11 protein-coding genes are annotated in these 17970 nt (G+C 74.8%); 10 read left to right on the top strand and 1 reads right to left on the bottom strand.

Translation table 11 applies throughout. The features are described from left to right. The first annotated feature begins 410 nt into the window (after positions 1 to 410). From ACWDNY_RS24720 to ACWDNY_RS24710, 3 genes are all read left to right on the top strand, one after another. Positions 411 to 2780 carry a HelD family protein gene (locus ACWDNY_RS24720; RefSeq protein WP_451647976.1) on the top strand — a complete coding sequence of 790 codons (2370 nt, stop codon included), beginning with the start codon at positions 411 to 413 and terminating at the stop codon, positions 2778 to 2780. Positions 2781 to 3376: 596 nt separating this feature from the next. Continuing rightward, the gene (locus tag ACWDNY_RS24715) at positions 3377 to 4795 is read left to right on the top strand and encodes a malic enzyme-like NAD(P)-binding protein (protein WP_451647975.1); all 1419 of its coding nucleotides are present in this window, start codon (positions 3377 to 3379) and stop codon (positions 4793 to 4795) included. A 343-nt stretch (positions 4796 to 5138) separates the two neighbouring features. Further along, entirely contained in the window at positions 5139 to 5420 is a 282-nt protein-coding gene (locus tag ACWDNY_RS24710; protein WP_003990598.1) for an HU family DNA-binding protein, read from the top strand. A 1092-nt stretch (positions 5421 to 6512) separates the two neighbouring features. Here ACWDNY_RS24710 and murA read toward each other — a convergent pair. Beyond that, complete coding sequence (murA, locus tag ACWDNY_RS24705) at positions 6513 to 7859, bottom strand: UDP-N-acetylglucosamine 1-carboxyvinyltransferase (RefSeq protein ID WP_451647974.1); 1347 nt, start codon at positions 7857 to 7859, stop codon at positions 6513 to 6515. Positions 7860 to 8186: 327 nt separating this feature from the next. Here murA and ACWDNY_RS24700 point away from each other — a divergent pair, with 327 nt between their 5' ends. The 7 genes from ACWDNY_RS24700 to ACWDNY_RS24670 all read left to right on the top strand — a co-directional run bounded on the left by ACWDNY_RS24700 (position 8187) and on the right by ACWDNY_RS24670 (position 17931). Then, positions 8187 to 8759 (top strand): YqgE/AlgH family protein, encoded by a 573-nt coding sequence (locus ACWDNY_RS24700; RefSeq protein ID WP_451647973.1) that lies wholly within the window; start codon positions 8187 to 8189, stop codon positions 8757 to 8759. A gap of 29 nt (positions 8760 to 8788) precedes the next feature. After that, entirely contained in the window at positions 8789 to 9067 is a 279-nt protein-coding gene (locus ACWDNY_RS24695) for a DUF3039 domain-containing protein (protein ID WP_361498868.1), read from the top strand. Positions 9068 to 9482: 415 nt separating this feature from the next. Continuing rightward, a complete protein-coding gene (locus ACWDNY_RS24690) occupies positions 9483 to 11162 on the top strand; it encodes a beta-N-acetylhexosaminidase (RefSeq protein ID WP_451647972.1) in 1680 nt (559 codons plus the stop codon). Between the two features lie 397 nt (positions 11163 to 11559). Further along, positions 11560 to 12453 carry an FAD binding domain-containing protein gene (locus ACWDNY_RS24685; RefSeq protein ID WP_451647971.1) on the top strand — a complete coding sequence of 298 codons (894 nt, stop codon included), beginning with the start codon at positions 11560 to 11562 and terminating at the stop codon, positions 12451 to 12453. Continuing rightward, on the top strand, positions 12450 to 14594 hold the full coding sequence (locus ACWDNY_RS24680; RefSeq protein ID WP_451647970.1) for a 2Fe-2S iron-sulfur cluster-binding protein: 2145 nt from the start codon (positions 12450 to 12452) through the stop codon (positions 14592 to 14594). Before ACWDNY_RS24685 ends, ACWDNY_RS24680 begins: the two co-directional genes overlap by 4 nt. Next, complete coding sequence (locus ACWDNY_RS24675) at positions 14591 to 16897, top strand: xanthine dehydrogenase family protein molybdopterin-binding subunit (protein ID WP_451647969.1); 2307 nt, start codon at positions 14591 to 14593, stop codon at positions 16895 to 16897. Before ACWDNY_RS24680 ends, ACWDNY_RS24675 begins: the two co-directional genes overlap by 4 nt. 332 nt (positions 16898 to 17229) lie before the next feature. Then, positions 17230 to 17931, top strand: a complete 702-nt coding sequence (locus ACWDNY_RS24670) for an SUKH-4 family immunity protein (protein ID WP_451647968.1) — start codon at positions 17230 to 17232, stop codon at positions 17929 to 17931. The last annotated feature ends 39 nt before the right edge of the window (positions 17932 to 17970 follow it).

Raw genomic sequence — 17970 nt, 5'->3', positions numbered from 1 at the left:
CCGCAGCCGCGCACGGACGGGAGGGGGCGTGCCGGGGGGTGCCCGCCCGCAGCGGCCGGCGCGTCCACGCGGGGTGCGTTGCCGAGCCACCTCGTTCGCGCCGGTCCGAGGACGGGCACCCCTCGGCGCGCCCCCGCCCCCACCCCGCACGGCACGCGCACGGCGGGGCAGAGGTCGGGCGCGCCCCGCCCCACCCCGGACCCATGCACACGGCGGGGCAGGGGTGGGGGCGTGCCCCGCCCCCACCCCGCGCCCACGGCGGGGCAGGGGCCCGGCGCGCCCCAGCCCGAGCCCCCACCACGTGCACGGTGCACGCACACCGCGGAGTGGTCCCATGGACCGGTCCGTAGCCCCACAGGCCTCACTTCGCGTACGGTTGACGGCTGCCCAGCACGTCAGAAGGGGGCCCGGTGGCCGCTCAGGCTCAACAGGATTCCGCGGTCGAATCGGTTCACGACGAGGCGCAGGACTCCGTACGCGACCGAGAGATCAGCGTGGAACAGGCACACCTGGACCGGGTGTACCAGCGCCTCGAGGAGAAGATCCACGAGGCCGAGTTCCTCATGCACGACGCGGCCCAGCGCGGCCAGGTCGGCACACCCGGCGCGCTGGCCGAGCGCGACGCGCAGGTCTTCCGGGCGGGGATCCACCTCAACCGCCTCAACAACGAGTTCGAGGACTTCCTCTTCGGCCGCATCGACCTGCTGCCCGGCAAGGACGGCAAGAAGGGCCTCGACGGCGCCTACACCGCCGTCGAGCCGGCCGACGGCGCGGTGCGGGACGACAACACCGCCGACATCGCCGAGACCCTGCACATCGGCCGCATCGGCGTCCTCGACCAGGACTACTCGCCGCTCGTCATCGACTGGCGGGCCCCGGCCGCCGCCCCCTTCTACCGCTCCACCCCCGTCGACCCCGGCCGGGTCGTCCGCCGCCGCGTCATCCGCTCCAAGGGCCGCCGGGTGCTGGGCGTCGAGGACGACCTGATGCGCCCCGAACTGCGGGCGTTCCTCGACGGCCGTGAACTGGCCGTCACCGGCGACGGCGCGCTGATGGCCGCGCTCGGCCGGGCCCGCAGCCACACCATGCGGGACATCGTGTCCTCCATCCAGGCCGAGCAGGACGTGGTGATCCGCGCCCCCGCCTCCTCGGTGACGTACGTCGAGGGCGGCCCCGGCACCGGCAAGACCGCCGTCGCCCTGCACCGCGCGGCCTACCTGCTCTACCAGGACCGGCGCCGCTACGCGGGCGGCATCCTCATCGTCTCGCCGACCCCGCTGCTGGTGGCCTACACCGAGGGTGTGCTGCCCTCCCTCGGTGAGGAGGGCCAGGTCGCCATCCGGGCGATCGGCTCCCTCGCCGCGGACACCGTCGGCGCGGAGGCGACCCTGTACGACTCCCCGTCGGTGGCCCGCGCCAAGGGCTCCTCCCGCATGCTCAAGGTGCTGCGCAAGGCCGCGCGCGGTGCCCTGGAGCTGAACGGCTCCCCGGAGCGGCTGCGGGTCGTCGCCTTCGGCCGCCGCCTGGAGCTGGAGGCCCAGGAACTGGACCGCATCCGCCGCACCGCCCTCGGCGGCACGGCGCCGGTCAACCTGCTGCGCCCCCGGGCCCGCAGGCTGGTGCTCGACGCGCTGTGGGAGAGGTCGGGCGCGGCCGGACGGCACACCGACCCGGAACTGGCGGCCGAGCTGCGCTCCTCCTTCGACGAGGACGTCGCCGGCGAGGACGACTTCCTCGCCTTCCTCGACGCCTGGTGGCCGGAGCTGACCCCGCAGACGGTGCTCGCGGCGATGGCCGACGAGCGCCGGCTCGGCCGCTGGTCCCGCCGCGACCTCAACACCGGCGAGGTGCGCAAGGTCGCCCGCTCGCTCAGACGCGAGGGCTACTCCGTGCACGACGTGGCGATGCTGGACGAGCTGCAGGCGATCCTCGGCGTCCCCGCCCGCCCCAGGAAGCGGCGCGAGCTGGACCCGCTGGACCAGCTCACCGGCCTCGAGGAGCTCATGCCGGTCCGCGAGGAGACGCAGCGCGAGCGGGCCGAGCGCCTGGCGCAGGAGCGCACCGAGTACGCGCACGTCATCGTCGACGAGGCGCAGGACCTCACGCCCATGCAGTGGCGCATGGTCGGCCGCCGCGGCCGGCACGCCACCTGGACGATCGTCGGCGACCCGGCCCAGTCGTCCTGGTCCGACCCCGACGAGGCGGCCCAGGCCCGCGACGAGGCGCTGGGCACCCGTCCGCCCGCCTCCCACCAGTCCGCCGGTGCGGGCCTCCCGGCCCGCGCCTCCCGCGGCCGCCGCTTCCGGCTGACGGTGAACTACCGCAACCCGGCCGAGATCGCCGAGCTGGCCGCCAAGGTGCTCGCCCTGGCCATGCCGGGTGCCGAGTCGCCCTCGGCGGTGCGCTCCACCGGCCTCGAACCCCGCTTCGCCGTCGTGGGCGACTCGCTGGAGACGACCGTGCGGGCGGAGGCCGAACGGCTGCTGCACCAGGTCGACGGCACCGTCGGTGTGGTCGTCGCCATGCACCGCCGCGAGGAGGCACGGCGCTGGCTGGCCGGGCTCGGCGACCGCGTGGTGGCGCTGGGCAGCCTGGAGGCGAAGGGGCTGGAGTACGACGCGACGGTCGTCGTCTCGCCCGCCGAGATCGCCGACGAGTCGCCGGCCGGCCTGCGGGTGCTGTACGTGGCCCTGACCCGGGCCACCCAGCAGCTGACGGTCGTCTCCGGCGAGCGGGACCAGCCCGACGCGGACGGGGTGCCGGACCTGCTGAGGGACTGACCGGCTCCCGCGGCCGAACCGGGCCGTTCCCGCGGCCGGACCCGGCCGTCCCCGGGGCCCCGGCCCTCTCCCACGGCCGGACCCGGCCGTTCCCGGGCCGTCCGGCCCCTCCGCGGGCCGTCCGGCCTTCCCCGGGAACGCGACCGTTCCGCGCACGCCGGGGCCGTCGGACCGTCCCTCGCTCGGCCGGTGAGGCAGCCCGGAAGCGGGGCCTGCCGGGTGACGGAAAAACGAACTTCCGCCGCGGGAATGGTGCGGCGCGATCCGTTTGTTAGCCTGGATGTGACACCGGCCCGATCCAAGCCCCCGGGCCCAACCTTCGTCGCTACGAGCGACCACTTGCCGCGAGGCGAGCATGGCGGGTCGGTGTCATTGACCTGCGAGAGGCCCACGTCGTGTGACGTGGGCCTCTTTCGCTGCCCGGCCCCTCCCACCTCTCGTAGGCTTCTCGCCTGGCGGAACCGTCCTTCCGAAAACCGTGTCTCCGCCGGTGAACAAAACGTCCGCAATCCGGGGCGGCTACCGCGTACTCACTGGTAGGTGCGACGATCGGACGGCAGAACTTCGCGACACGGTGAAAGCAGAGGAAGTCGGCCATGGCAACGGCGCCCAGCGTCTCCTACTCGATGACCATCCGGCTGGAGGTGCCCGCGGGCGGAACCGCCGTCTCGCAGCTCACCACCGCCGTGGAGTCCTCCGGAGGCTCGGTGACCGGCCTCGACGTCACCGCGTCCGGCCATGAGCGGCTCCGCATCGACGTCACCATCGCGGCCGCCTCCACCGCGCACGCCGAGGAGATCGTCGAGAAGCTGCGCGGCATCGAGGGCGTCACACTCGGCAAAGTCTCCGACCGTACGTTCCTCATGCACCTCGGCGGCAAGATCGAGATGCAGTCCAAGCACCCCATCCGCAACCGTGACGACCTGTCCATGGTCTACACGCCGGGTGTGGCCCGCGTCTGCATGGCGATCGCCGCCAACCCCGAGGACGCCCGCCGCCTGACCATCAAGCGCAACTCCGTCGCGGTCGTGACGGACGGCTCGGCGGTGCTCGGCCTCGGCAACATCGGCCCGAAGGCCGCCCTGCCCGTGATGGAGGGCAAGGCCGCCCTCTTCAAGCGGTTCGCCGGCATCGACGCCTGGCCGCTGTGCCTGGACACCCAGGACACCGACGCGATCGTCGAGATCGTCAAGGCGATCGCCCCCGGGTTCGCCGGCATCAACCTCGAGGACATCTCCGCGCCGCGTTGCTTCGAGATCGAGGCGCGGCTGCGTGAGGCCCTGGACATCCCCGTCTTCCACGACGACCAGCACGGCACCGCCATCGTCGTGCTCGCGGCCCTCACCAACGCGCTGCGGGTGGTCGGCAAGGCGATGGAGAACGTCCGGGTGGTGATGTCCGGTGCCGGCGCGGCCGGTACCGCCATCCTGAAGCTGCTGATCGCCGCGGGCGTGAAGAACGCCGTCGTGGCCGACATCCACGGTGTCGTGCACGCCGGCCGCGCCGACCTCGTCGACGCCGCCCCCGAGTCGGCGCTGCGCTGGATCGCGGACAACACCAACCCCGAGAACCTGACGGGCACGCTGAAGGAGGCCGTGCGCGACGCGGACGTCTTCATCGGCGTCTCGGCGCCCAACGTCCTCGACGGCGACGACGTGGCGGCCATGGCCGACGGCGCGATCGTCTTCGCCCTCGCGAACCCCGACCCCGAGGTGGACCCGGCAATCGCCCGCCAGACGGCGGCGGTTGTGGCCACCGGCCGTTCCGACTTCCCCAACCAGATCAACAACGTGCTGGTCTTCCCGGGCGTCTTCCGCGGCCTGCTGGACGCGCAGTCGCGCACCGTCAACACGGAGATGATGCTCGCCGCCGCGCAGGCCCTCGCGGACGTCGTCACCGAGGACGAGCTGAACCCCAACTACATCGTCCCGAGCGTCTTCAACGACAAGGTCGCGGGCGCGGTCGCGGGCGCGGTGCGGGAGGCCGCCAAGGCGGCGGGCGCGACGGTCTCCTGAGCCGGGGCGCGGGCCGGCTGTGAGGATCGCCACGGCGCTCCGCCGGCCCGGCGCGTCGGCCCCCGCCGGGTCCGGTCGCCCTTTATGGTGACGCCCACGCGCGGCCTGCACCTCGTGTGACTCCCAAGGGTGTTCTCACGACTCCAACGGGTGCCGGATTGGCTTTCCCGCCGCAGGTGGGGGCAGGATGCTTCCCCAAGGACCCGAGGACCACGTCCTGGGGGCACCCCCAAGGGGCGCGAGGGCAGAGGGACGGACCCTGGTCCGGGGACTCACCGAGGACCCTGGCAGCATCGGCTTCGATCTCATGCCTCAACGGCAAGAAAGACACGGGAGTAACAACATGAACCGCAGTGAGCTGGTGGCCGCGCTGGCCGACCGCGCCGAGGTGACCCGCAAGGACGCCGACGCCGTGCTGGCCGCGTTCGCCGACGTCGTCGGCGACATCGTCTCCAAGGGGGACGAGAAGGTCACCATCCCTGGCTTCCTCACCTTCGAGCGCACCCACCGTGCCGCTCGCACCGCGCGCAACCCGCAGACCGGTGAGCCGATCCAGATCCCGGCCGGCTACAGCGTGAAGGTCTCCGCGGGCAGCAAGCTCAAGGAAGCCGCCAAGGGCAAGTGACCCTGCCGTTCGCCCGCCACGGGACGGCGTGCGAGGCCCGCTAGGGCACGATGACGCCGAAGGGGCGGCCACCCACGGGGTGGCCGCCCCTTCGCCGTAGGAAACGCCCCACCGCCCGCCTCCCGGCCCCGCACGGCTGCTGCGGCCACCTCCGCCGTCCGCGGCGCGACGGGCCCGGCGGCCGCCCGCTGCGGGCCGGCACTGGCTGCCGGTCCGCCCGGCGGCCGCTGCGGCCGCGTGGCCGGCCGTCGGCCTGAGGGCCTTGACCCGGCGGGTTCCTGCGCCTCCGGCCAGTCCGGCGGCCGAGGGGCCGAGGGACGGCCGGTGGCCGGGCAGCGGCTGGGGGTGTGGGCCGGTGGGTCGGTTGGGGGCGTCCGGCCGGGGCGGTCCCGGGCCTCGGGCGAGCCCCGCCGGTCCGGACGGCACCGGTTGGCCGGAACCGTCGGCGGCTTCCGAGGGGCGCGCCCGCGCTCGTCCTCGCGGTGCCGGGCGCACCCCGGGCCTTCGCGGCCAGGACCGGTGGCTCCCGGCCGAGGGGCCGCGGGCCCGGCCAGGTGGCCGGGCGGCCTGCCGAGGGCCCGGTGGCCGGCTCTCCTGCCCCCGGGTCACGGTGCTGTGGCTGTCCGGGCGGGCCTCCCGCATCCCCGGCCGGGCCCGGCGCCGGCCGGGCTGCGCCCGGGAAGCGTGGCCGCACGGCGGGCGTCGGCCGGACCCGGCGCGTGCCGGCCGAAGTCGCCCACTCGGCGGTGGGCCGTCGTGCCGCGCCGCACGTCTCTCTGCCGGCCCCCGCGGCGGCGGGCGCCGCCCACCGTGCTCCCGGCAGGCCGCCGCAAGCGCGGTGAGCGGGGGCGGCGTCGCCGTCGCCCCTCCGTCCGCGGGGTCGCGTCCGCCCGGGGCGGCCCCGGGCCACCGGCCGGGTCCGGCGCCGGCCGGTGGCCTCGCGCCGTGGGCCGGCGGCAGGGGTCAGGGGCCCGTGGTGACGGGCCCGTCAGGGGCCGGTGGCTCCGCGCCGTGGGCCGGCGGCCCGGTCAGCGGCCGTCGGCGCCGGGCGCCGGGGCGGTGCCGGCGGTCGTTGCCGGCCGGGGGGCGGTGTCAGCCGAGGGCCTTGCCCGGCAGGTCGGCCTTCGCGCCCAGCTCCACGAGCTTCTCCATGAAGTTCTCGTAGCCGCGGTTGATCAGCTCGATGCCGTGCACCCTGGACGTGCCCTGGGCCGCCAGCGCGGCGATCAGGTACGAGAAGCCGCCGCGGAGGTCCGGGATGACCAGGTCGGCGCCTTGGAGCTTCGTGGGGCCCGACACGACCGCTGAGTGCAGGAAGTTGCGCTGCCCGAAACGGCAGTCGGAGCCGCCGAGGCACTCGCGGTAGAGCTGGATGTGGGCGCCCATCTGGTTCAGCGCGGAGGTGAAGCCCAGGCGGGACTCGTAGACCGTCTCGTGGATGATGGACAGTCCCGTGGCCTGTGTCAGGGCCACCACCAGCGGCTGCTGCCAGTCCGTCTGGAAGCCGGGGTGCACGTCCGTCTCCAGCGCGATGGACTTCAGCTGGCCGCCGGGGTGCCAGAAGCGGATGCCCTCGTCGTCGATCTGGAAGGCACCGCCCACCTTCCGGTAGGTGTTGAGGAACGTCATCATCGACCGCTGCTGCGCGCCGCGGACGTAGATGTCGCCCTCGGTCGCCAGCGCCGCCGACGCCCAGGACGCCGCCTCCAGGCGGTCCGCGAGGGCGTGGTGGGTGTAGCCGCCGAGCTTGTCCACACCGGTGACGCGGATCGTCCGGTCGGTGTCCATCGCGATGATCGCGCCCATCTTCTGCAGAACGCAGATCAGGTCCTCGATCTCCGGCTCGACGGCCGCGTTGGACAACTCGGTGACGCCCTCGGCCAGTACGGCCGTCAGCAGCACCTGCTCGGTCGCGCCGACGGACGGGTACGGCAGCCGGATCTTCGTACCGCGCAGCCGCTGCGGGGCCTCCAGGTACTGGCCGTCGGCACGCTTCTCGATCGTCGCGCCGAACTGCCGCAGCACGTCGAAGTGGAAGTCGATGGGCCGGCCGCCGATGTCGCAGCCGCCGAGGCCGGGGATGAAGGCGTGTCCCAGGCGGTGCAGCAGCGGGCCGCAGAACAGGATCGGGATGCGCGACGAGCCCGCGTGGGCATCGATGTCGGCGACGTTCGCGCTCTCCACGCGCGTCGGGTCGAGCACCAGCTCGCCCGGCTCCTCACCGGGACGGACCGTCACGCCGTGCAGTTGCAGCAGACCGCGTACGACGCGCACGTCACGGATGTCCGGAACGTTGCGCAGTCGACTCGGCTCGCTGCCCAGCAGGGCGGCGACCATGGCCTTCGGTACGAGGTTCTTCGCACCGCGGACACGGATCTCGCCCTCCAGCGGGGTTCCGCCATGGACAAGCAGTACGTCGTCAGTGCCGTTGACGGTCATGTATCTCGCGTTCCGATGAGTTGGGCTGGGGCCGGCCGATCTTTCGGGCAGGGGCCGGAAAGACAGAGTAATCGCCGTGCGCCCCCCTTCCGTAAGCCCGCGGACTGCCCGGGCCCGTCATGGCTCTGTCACATCACGAACCGTCCCGGCGCGGGCACACGGGGTCACCTCGTGCGTCGGGGTCGGCCGGCGTGCCCGGGCCGCGAGGGGCCGTGGGCCCGGCTCCCGGCCGGGCAGGGGACGACGCACCCGGCCCGCGCGGCCGCCGTCACTCCCGTGACCCGATTGGTTCCCCACACCGGGGCAAGATGCGGGAACATGTCTGGCATGACCGAGGTGTCCTCGCTCACAGGGCGGCTGCTCGTGGCTACCCCCGCCCTGGCGGACCCGAACTTCGACCGTGCGGTGGTGCTCCTTCTCGACCACGACGAGGAGGGCTCCCTCGGTGTCGTCCTCAACCGCCCGACCCCCGTGGACGTGGGCGACATCCTGGAGGGCTGGGCGGACCTCGCCGGCGAGCCCGGCGTCGTCTTCCAGGGCGGCCCGGTGTCGCTGGACTCCGCGCTCGGGGTCGCCGTCATCCCGGGCGGCGCCTCCGGCGACGGCGCCCCGCTGGGCTGGCGCCGGGTGCACGGCGCGATCGGCCTCGTCGACCTGGAGGCCCCGCCGGAGCTGCTGGCCTCCGCCCTGGGCTCCCTGCGGATCTTCGCCGGCTACGCGGGCTGGGGGCCGGGCCAGCTGGAGGACGAGCTGGTGGAGGGCGCCTGGTACGTGGTCGAGTCCGAACCGGGCGACGTGTCCTCCCCGGCCCCCGAACGGCTGTGGCGCGAAGTGCTGCGCCGCCAGCGCAACGAGCTGGCGATGGTCGCCACATATCCGGACGACCCGTCGCTCAACTGATGCCTGCGGGCTTTCAGTACCCTTGCGGTATGAGCACTCTCGAGCCCGAGCGCGGGACTGGTACGGGAACCCTCGTCGAGCCGACGCCGCAGGTCTCCCACGGCGACGGCGACCACGAGCGCTTCGCCCACTACGTTCAGAAGGACAAGATCATGGCGAGCGCCCTCGACGGTACGCCCGTCGTGGCGCTGTGCGGCAAGGTCTGGGTGCCCGGCCGCGACCCGAAGAAGTACCCCGTCTGTCCGCTGTGCAAGGAGATCTACGAATCCATGGGCAGCGGCGGCGAGGGCGACGACAAGAAGAAGTAGTCCGGTCCGCAGCGCCGCCGGCCGGTCCGGTTCCGGTCCGTTTCCGGTGCGTTTCGTGTCCGAGAGCTGCCGAGATCCGTCGTGGATCCGCGAGGTCCCCGGTGTGCCTTCGGGCGTGTCCGGGGACCTTTGCCGTGCCGCTTGCCGGTGCGCGGCGGAACTGGCCGGTCATGGCGCGATCGCCTGGTTCGGACCGGCGCTTTTCCCGGCAATCCGCTGTTTCCCGCGGTAACGTCCGCGGCGCCCGGCGGAAACCGCCCCGGCGCCCGGCGGAAACCGCCCCCGCGTTCGCCACGGCATGAATCCACGGGCGTTTCCGATTGCGGTTCCGGCTCTCTGCTGGCATGTTCCTGATCGCCGCACCGAGCGTGCCCGTCCGTTCACCGAGCGGGCGCATCGACGGTGGAGGAGAGACGTGACGAGTGCTGTTCCACACCAGCCGTTCCCGGACCCCGGCGCGCGTCTGATCCCGGCCCCCGGCCGTCTGTCCGCCGCCCCGCCCGGCGGCGGGCGCTGCACGATCGACGGCGCCACCACGATCGAGGCGGCCCCCGGCACCGAGGCGGTCGCGCGGTGGCTGCGGGCCACCGTCGGCGCGGCGACCGGATTGCCGCTGCCGCCCTCGCACGGCGGTGACGGGCACTCGGTCCTGCTGCGGATCAGCCCGGAACCGGAGGGCGAACCCGGCAGCCCGGAGGCGTACCGGCTGAGCGCCGACGGCCGTCGCGTCGTCATCGACGGGGCCGGAGCGGCCGGTGTGTTCTGGGGCGCGCAGACCCTCCGCCAACTGCTCGGCCCGGAGGCCTTCCGCCGGGCTCCCGTCACCGTCCGGGACGAGTGGCACTTCCCCGCCGTCACGATCCACGACCGCCCGCGTTTCCGCTGGCGCGGTCTCCTGCTCGACGTGGCACGGCACTTCATGCCGAAGGAAGGCGTCCTGCGCTACCTCGACCTGATGGCCGCGCACAAACTCAACGTCCTGCACCTGCACTTGACCGACGACCAGGGCTGGCGCCTGGAGATCGAGCGGTATCCGCGGCTGACCGAGGTCGGATCCTGGCGGGCCCGCACGAAAAGGGGCCACCGGGCCTCACCGCTGTGGGAGGAGAAACCGCACGGAGGCCACTACACCCGGGACGACATCCGCGAGATCGTCGCCTACGCCGCCGAGCGGCATATCACCGTCGTCCCCGAAATCGACGTCCCCGGCCACTCGCAGGCAGCCATCGCCGCATATCCGGAACTCGGCAACACCGATGTCGTCGACACCGGTTCCCTGACCGTCTGGGACGACTGGGGGATCTCCCCGAACGTGCTCGCCCCGACCGACGCCACACTGCGTTTCTACGAGAACGTCCTCGAGGAAGTGCTCGCACTGTTCCCCTCGCCGTACGTCCACATCGGCGGCGACGAATGCCCCAGGGACCAGTGGCGGCGGTCGCCCACCGCGCAGGCGCGCATCGCGGAACTCGGACTGGCGGACGAGGACGGGCTCCAGGCCCTGTTCGTCGGTCACTTCGGGCGGTGGCTGTCCGAGCGGGGGCGCCGCCTCGTCGGCTGGGACGAGATCCTGCAGGGCGGCCTGCCGGAGGGCGCGACGGTGTCCTCCTGGCGCGGCCGTTCGGGCGGCGTCGCCGCCGCGCGGGCCGGCCACGACGTCGTCATGTGCCCCGAGCAGCAGGTGTACCTGGACCACCGGCAGGCGCCCGGCGAGGACGAGCCCGTTCCGATCGGCTACGTGCGCACACTGGAGGACGTCTACCGGTTCGAGCCGGTGCCGCCCGAACTCGAACCGGAGCACGCCCGCCATGTGCTCGGCGCGCAGGCCAACCTGTGGTCCGAGGTGACGGAGGATCAGGCCCGCGTCGACTACCAGGTGTTCCCCCGGCTGGCCGCCTTCGCGGAGGTGGCCTGGAGCGCTCTGCCCGCCCCGGCGGAACGGGATTTCGCCGATTTCGAACGGCGGATGTCCGTCCACTACCGGCGACTTGACGCCCTCGGCGTCGCCTACCGCCCGCCCACCGGTCCCCTCCCGTGGCAGCGCCGGCCCGGCGTCCGCGGTCGCCCGCTCGACGGCCCGCCGCCCACGATGTGAACGCACGCCGGCCACCGCGCACCCGGTGCCCGTCCGCCGGGTGACCGGCCCGAACGGGTGTGTGCGGTCGGGCGGGCAGGCGGGGCACCCGCCCCGGCGGCCCGGCGGCCGCGGGTGCGCACACGGCACACGGCCCGGCCGGCAGCCGCCGGCGGCCGACTCGAACAGACGAGGAGAAAACCCGCAAGGGTCAGTGAAGAGTGCGAAATTCGCCCGCACCGGTGACGTCGGGCGAAACCGGACCCTCTCCCCGGTGAGGTGGGGGAACGTCTCCTGGCGGACCCCCGCGTCCGGGACTTGCGAAGATGTGCCAGAGTTGCCACGTCCGGCCTGTCAGCACGTACCGTACGGCAGCACAGGTGGGACCAGTGGGGGCAGCGGGAAGGGGCAGCCGGTTTTGACCACGCACGCACCGCAGGCGGCGCAGGCCGTCACGCTGCCCACGACGCTGGACGAGGCGGTGGCGGCGCTCGCCGCCGCGCCCGCCGCGGTGCCCGTCGCGGGCGGCACCGACCTCATGGCCGCCGTCAACTCCGGGCAGCTCAGGCCCACCGCACTGGTCGGCCTCGGCCGGATCAGCGAGATCCGGGGCTGGCAGTACCAGGACGGACACGCACTGCTCGGCGCCGGCCTCACCCACGCACGCATGGGCCGACCCGACTTCGCCGCCCTCATCCCGGCGCTCGCCGCCGCCGCCCGTGCCGCGGGCCCGCCGCACATCCGCAACGCGGGCACCCTGGGCGGCAACATCGCCTCCGCCGCGCCCACCGGGGACGCGCTGCCCGTGCTGGCCGCCCTGGAGGCGACGCTGATCATCGCCTCCCCGGGCGGGGCCCGCCGGGAGATCCCGGTGTCGCACCTGCTGGCGGGCATGGACCTGCTGCGCTCCGGTGAGCTCATCGGCTACGTGCGCGTGCCCCTGCTGCACGCGCCCCAGGTCTTCCTCAAGGCCACCGGCCGGACCGGCCCGGGCCGCGCGGCAGCCTCCGTGGCGCTGGTCCTCGACCCCGCCCGGCGCGGCGTGCGGTGCGCGGTCGGGGCCATAGCGCCTATGCCGCTGCGCCCCCTGGACGCCGAGCACTGGGTCGCGCAGCTCATCGACTGGGACAACAGCCGGGCGATCGTCCCCGAGGCGCTGAACGCCTTCGGGGAGTACGTCGCCGCGGCCTGCATCCCCGACCCGGTCCCGGCCGAGGACGGCTCCGTGCAGCCGCTGCCGCCCGCCGTACTGCACCTGCGGCGCACCGTCGCCGCGCTGGCCCGACGAGCACTGGGGAGGGCGCTGTCGTGACCGACGACCAGCACGCGGAGGGGACGCCCGCGAGCGGCGGCCGCTGGGACCCGCTGCCGCAGGGCGACTACGACGACGGCGCCACCGCCTTCGTGAAGCTGCCCGAGGGCGGCATCGAGGCACTCCTGGCCGCCGACAGCCCGCTCGCCGCGCCGGGGCACGGGTACGTGCCGCCGCGGATAACGACGGCGCCCACCGCGCCCGAGGCGGCCGGCGACTCGTGGGCCGCGTCCGCCCAGGGCGCCCAGTGGCCCGATCCCCACGCCGTGCCGCACGACCCGAACGCGAACGACCGGTTCACCTACGACGCCGGGTCCACCCAGCAGTGGCACACCGGCGAGGAGCAGGCCGGGCAGGCGGCGCCCGCCCCCGGACAGGACGTGACCGGGCAGTGGTCCATTCCCGTCGCCGGGGGCGATCTGCCGGACGAGTCGGGCGAGTTCACCACGTCGTCCCTGGTCCAGCAGTGGGGCGGCACTCCTCCGGCCACCCTCCCCGGCGGCGCGGCCGCCCCCTGGGCCACGGAGGGAGCGGGACAGCCGTGGGCGCAGCAGCCACCCGCCGCCGGCCCGCAGGCGGCCCCGGACACGGCCGCCCCGCACCCGGCCGAGCAGCCGGCGGCGGACACGTACGGCGGCGAGCGGCACACGACGGACGCGTACGGCGGCGAGCAGTCGCCGACGGACGCGTACGGCGGCGAGCAGCACACGACGAGCACGGACAGCGGCGGGCAGTCGGCGACGGACACGTACGGCGGCGGGCAGTCGGCGACGGACACGTACGGCGGCGGGCAGTCGGCGTCGGACACGTACGACGGCGAGCAGCACGCCTACTTCGGCGAGCGGGTGAGGCGCGGCGCGCACCCCGGCTCCTCCGCGCCCGCCGCGTACCCGGGCGAGCGGGCGGCGCAGCCGCCGCACGCGGGGGAGGAGCCCGGGGAACCGGAGCCGTTCGACCCGTCCCGCGCCCGCCCGTACGGACAGCCCGGCGCGGGGCAGGGGGCCCACCCGGACACCGCGTACGCCCCCCACACGAGCCGGGAGCAGCCCCCGCGGACCGAGGCCCCGGAAACGGCGGTCCCGGAGACCGGGACCGCAGCGTCCGCCGACGCGCACGCGCCTGCCGCTCCGGCCCATGACACACCGGCCGGAGACGGCGACGGCGCCACGGCCGGGCACGGCCCCGGCACTTCCGCGGACCTCCCCGCCGGGCCGGACGCCGGACCCGCCGACCGGCCCGGCGACGACACCGCGCGGCCCGCCCACGAGGCCGCTGAGGCCGCCGACGAGGCGGAAGGGGCCGTGGAGGCCACCGAGGTGCCCGCCGAGCCGTCCGCCGGCCCCGGCCCGGACGACGCGCCCCCCGCGCCCCGGACCGCCGAGCAGCCGGCGACCGCCGGCCGGGACGCGGACCCTGCGGCACCGGACGAGGACCCCGCCCCCTCGGACGCCGACTCCGCGTCCGCGCAGGAGGACCCGGACCCCGCGGCCGACGCGCACTCCGCGTCCCCGCACGACGAACACCCCCTCGCCTCCTACGTCCTGCGCGTCAACGGCGTCGACCGGCCCGTCACCGACGCGTGGATCGGCGAGTCGCTGCTCTACGTCCTGCGGGAGCGCCTCGGCCTCGCCGGCGCCAAGGACGGCTGCTCGCAGGGCGAGTGCGGCGCCTGCAACGTCCAGGTCGACGGACGGCTCGTCGCCTCCTGCCTGGTGCCCGCCGCCACCGCGGCCGGCAGCGAGGTCCGCACCGTGGAGGGGCTGGCCGCCGACGGGCAGCCCTCGGACGTGCAGCGGGCGCTCGCCCGGTGCGGCGCGGTGCAGTGCGGCTTCTGCGTGCCCGGCATGGCGATGACCGTGCACGACCTGCTGGAGGGCAACCCGGCGCCGACCGAGCTGGAGACCCGCCAGGCGCTGTGCGGCAACCTGTGCCGCTGCTCGGGCTACCGGGGCGTCCTGGAGGCGGTCAAGGAGGTCGTCGCCGAGCGCGAGACGCACACCGCGGCGGACGAGTCCGAGCCGGGCGCCGACGAGTTGCGCATCCCGCACCAGGCGGGCCCGGGAGCCGGCGGGATCCACCCCTCGGCCTTCGACCCACCGCACCGGCATGACCACTACGGCCAGGACGGAGGCCAGCAGTGAGCAACGAAGCCGCCACCGCCGCCGCCACGGAGTCCGAGCCCGCGCCGGAGTCGCCGCCGCACGGCATCGGCTCCTCGCTGCCGGCCGCCGACGCCCGCGCCAAGACGGAGGGGACCTTCCCCTACGCGGCCGACCTGTGGGCCGAGGGCCTGCTGTGGGCGGCGGTGCTGCGCTCGCCGCACCCGCACGCGCGCATCCGGTCCGTCGACACCACGCACGCGCGGGAGATGCCCGGCGTGCGGGTCGTCATCACCCACGAGGACGTGCCCGGCAGCCCGGTGCACGGCCGGGGCAGGCCCGACCGCCCGGTGTTCGCCTCCGAGGTCGTACGCCACCACGGCGAGCCGATCGCCGCCGTCGCCGCCGATCACCCCGACACGGCGCGGATGGCCGCGGCCGCCGTCATCGTCGAGTACGAGGTCCTCGACCCGGTCACCGACCCGGAGCAGGCCTTCGAGGCCGAGCCCCTCCACCCCGACGGCAACCTGATCCGGCACATCCCGCTGCGGCACGGCGACCCGGAGGCGGCCGGCGAGGTCGTCGTCGAGGGCCTGTACCGCATCGGCCGCCAGGATCCGGCCCCGATCGGCGCCGAGGCCGGGCTCGCGGTGCCCCGCCCCGACGGGGGCGTCGAGCTGTACCTGGCCTCCACCGACCCGCACGCCGACCGCGACACGCTCGCCGCCTGCTACGGCCTGGAACCGGACCGCGTGAAGATCGTCGTCACCGGTGTACCCGGTGCCACCGCCGACCGCGAGGACCAGGGCTTCCAGCTGCCGCTCGGACTGCTGGCGCTGCGGACCGGCTGCCCGGTGAAGCTGGCGGCGACCCGTGAGGAGTCCTTCCTCGGCCACGCCCACCGCCACCCGACCCTGCTGCGGTACCGCCACCACGCCGACGCCGAGGGCAGACTCGTCAAGGTCGAGGCGCAGATCCTGCTCGACGCGGGCGCCTACGCCGACACCTCCTCCGACGCCCTGGCCGCCGCCGTCGCCTTCGCCTGCGGCCCCTACGTCGTGCCGCACGCCTTCATCGAGGGCTGGGCCGTGCGCACCAACAACCCGCCCTCCGGTCATGTGCGCGGCGAGGGCGCGATGCAGGTCGCCGCCGCCTACGAGGCCCAGATGGACAAGCTCGCCAAGAAGCTCGGGCTCGACCCGGCGGAGGTGCGGCTGCGCAACGCCCTGGCCACCGGCGACGTCCTGCCGACCGGCCAGACGGTGACGTGCCCGGCCCCGGTCGCCGAACTGCTCCAGGCCGTACGCGACCACCCGCTGCCGCCGCTGCCCAAGGACAGCCCCGAGGAGGAGTGGCTGCTGCCCGGCGGCCCGGAGGGCGCGGGCGAACCGGGCGCCGTGCGACGGGGCGTCGGCTACGGCCTGGGCATGGTGCACATGCTCGGCGCGGAGGGCGCGGACGAGGTCTCGACGGCGACCGTGAAGGTCCAGGACGGCGTCGCCACGGTGCTGTGCGCGGCCGTGGAGACCGGCCAGGGCTTCACCACGCTGGCCCGGCAGATCGTCCAGGAGACGCTCGGCATCGACGAGGTGCACGTGGCACCGGTCGACACCGACCAGCCGCCCGCCGGCGCGGGCTGCCGGGGCCGGCACACCTGGGTCTCGGGCGGCGCGGTGGAGCGGGCCGCGAAGATGGTCCGCACCCAGCTGCTCCAGCCGCTCGCGCACAAGTTCGGCATGTCCGCGGAGCTGCTGCAGATCACGGACGGCAAGATCACGTCGTACGACGGCGTGCTGTCGACCACCGTCACCGAGATGCTCGAGGGCAAGGAACTGTGGGCGACGGCCCAGTGCCGCCCCCACCCGACCGAGCCGCTGGACGAGTTCGGCCAGGGTGACGCCTTCGTGGGCCTGGCGTTCTGCGCGATCCGCGCGGTGGTCGACGTCGACATCGAGCTGGGCGCGGTGCGGGTGGTGGAGCTGGCCGTCGCACAGGACGTCGGCCGGGTGCTCAACCCGGCGCAGCTCGCCGCGCGCATCGAGGCGGGCGTCACCCAGGGTGTGGGCATCGCGCTCACCGAGAACCTGCGGACGCCGCGCGGCCTGATCCGCCATCCCGACCTCACGGGCTACGCGCTGCCCACCGCGCTGGACGCGCCGGACATCCGGATCGTCAAGCTCGTCGAGGAGCGGGACGTCGTCGCGCCCTTCGGCGCCAAGGCGGCCAGCGCGGTGCCGGTGGTGACCTGCCCGGCGGCCATCGCCTCCGCGGTCCGGGCCGCCACCGGCCGCCCGGTCAACCGGCTCCCGATCCGGCCTCAGGCCGCGGTGGTCACCACGCAGTGAGCGGCCGGCGGCCGGCCCTCGGGGGCGCACCTCGCACGGGGCCGGGCGGGCGTCCGGAGGCCCCGGGCGTCCGGGTGTCCGGGTGTCCGCCCGGGTCTGCGAGCCGCGCCACGGGGAGGGACCGTGCGCATGGGCGAACGTCACGCCAAGGCCGTGCGGCCCCACTGTGGGTGACGAGCGGCACGTGGGCAACGGGGCTTTTTCAGGGGCGCGTTGTCAGTGGGGGCGCGTAGTGTTCCTGTCGGTGGGATCGACGGCCCGCGCCCGAAGGGCGGACGTCCGGAGTGTCCTGCCCCTGTTTCTGGATCTTCATGCTCGGGGGAGCGATGAACATGACCGACGCCTGTGTCGCGGTGACCGGCCCGACCGAGGCCGCCCCGGCCGGCCCCGCCGGACCGGCCCGCCCGGACCCCTGCGCCGGCGGGCACGCGGCGGCGCGTCCCCGGCCGGTGACCGGCGTCGGCCTGACCGACACCCGCCCCCTGGCGCCCTGCCTCGGCACGCTCGCCCACTTCGCCGCGAGGGCGCGCCGTCTGGCGGGCCCGCACGGTGGGACGGCACTGCGCGCGGGCCGCTCGGGGCTGACGCTGGAGCTGTCCGCCCGCCTGCTGGACCGGGCGTTCGGCCGGGGCCGCGTCGCGCGCTTCGACGAGGTCGACTTCCCGACGACGCTCACGCACGAGCCGACCCGCCGTTTCCTGCGCGAGACGGGCCTGCCCGACGACGGCCGCCTGTTCCGGCTGGACACCGACATCGCCCTGCCGACCCTGGCCGAGTACTGCGCGGACGAGCGCGAGGACGCCGTACCGCCCGCCGCCCTCGTCACCGGCGCCGACCACGTCATACGCCTGGGCCGCCTGGCCGGCGCCACCGGCGTCCTGCTGGACGGCCGGACGGGCGCCGTCTGGAACTGGGACGAGCGCACCGGCACGGCCCACCCGCTGACCACGGACGTCTCCACCCTGACCCTCACCCTGTGCCTCCTGCACGGCGAACGAGCCGGAAGCCCTGCGCGGGCGGTCACGCGCTCGTGAGCGCGTGACCGCGTCTCCGGTGGCACGCCTCCGGAGCCG

Source organism: Streptomyces sp. NPDC003697 (assembly GCF_053587115.1).
The sequence above is the reverse complement of the archived record's forward strand: the minus strand, read 5'-3'. Positions and strand labels throughout refer to the sequence as shown.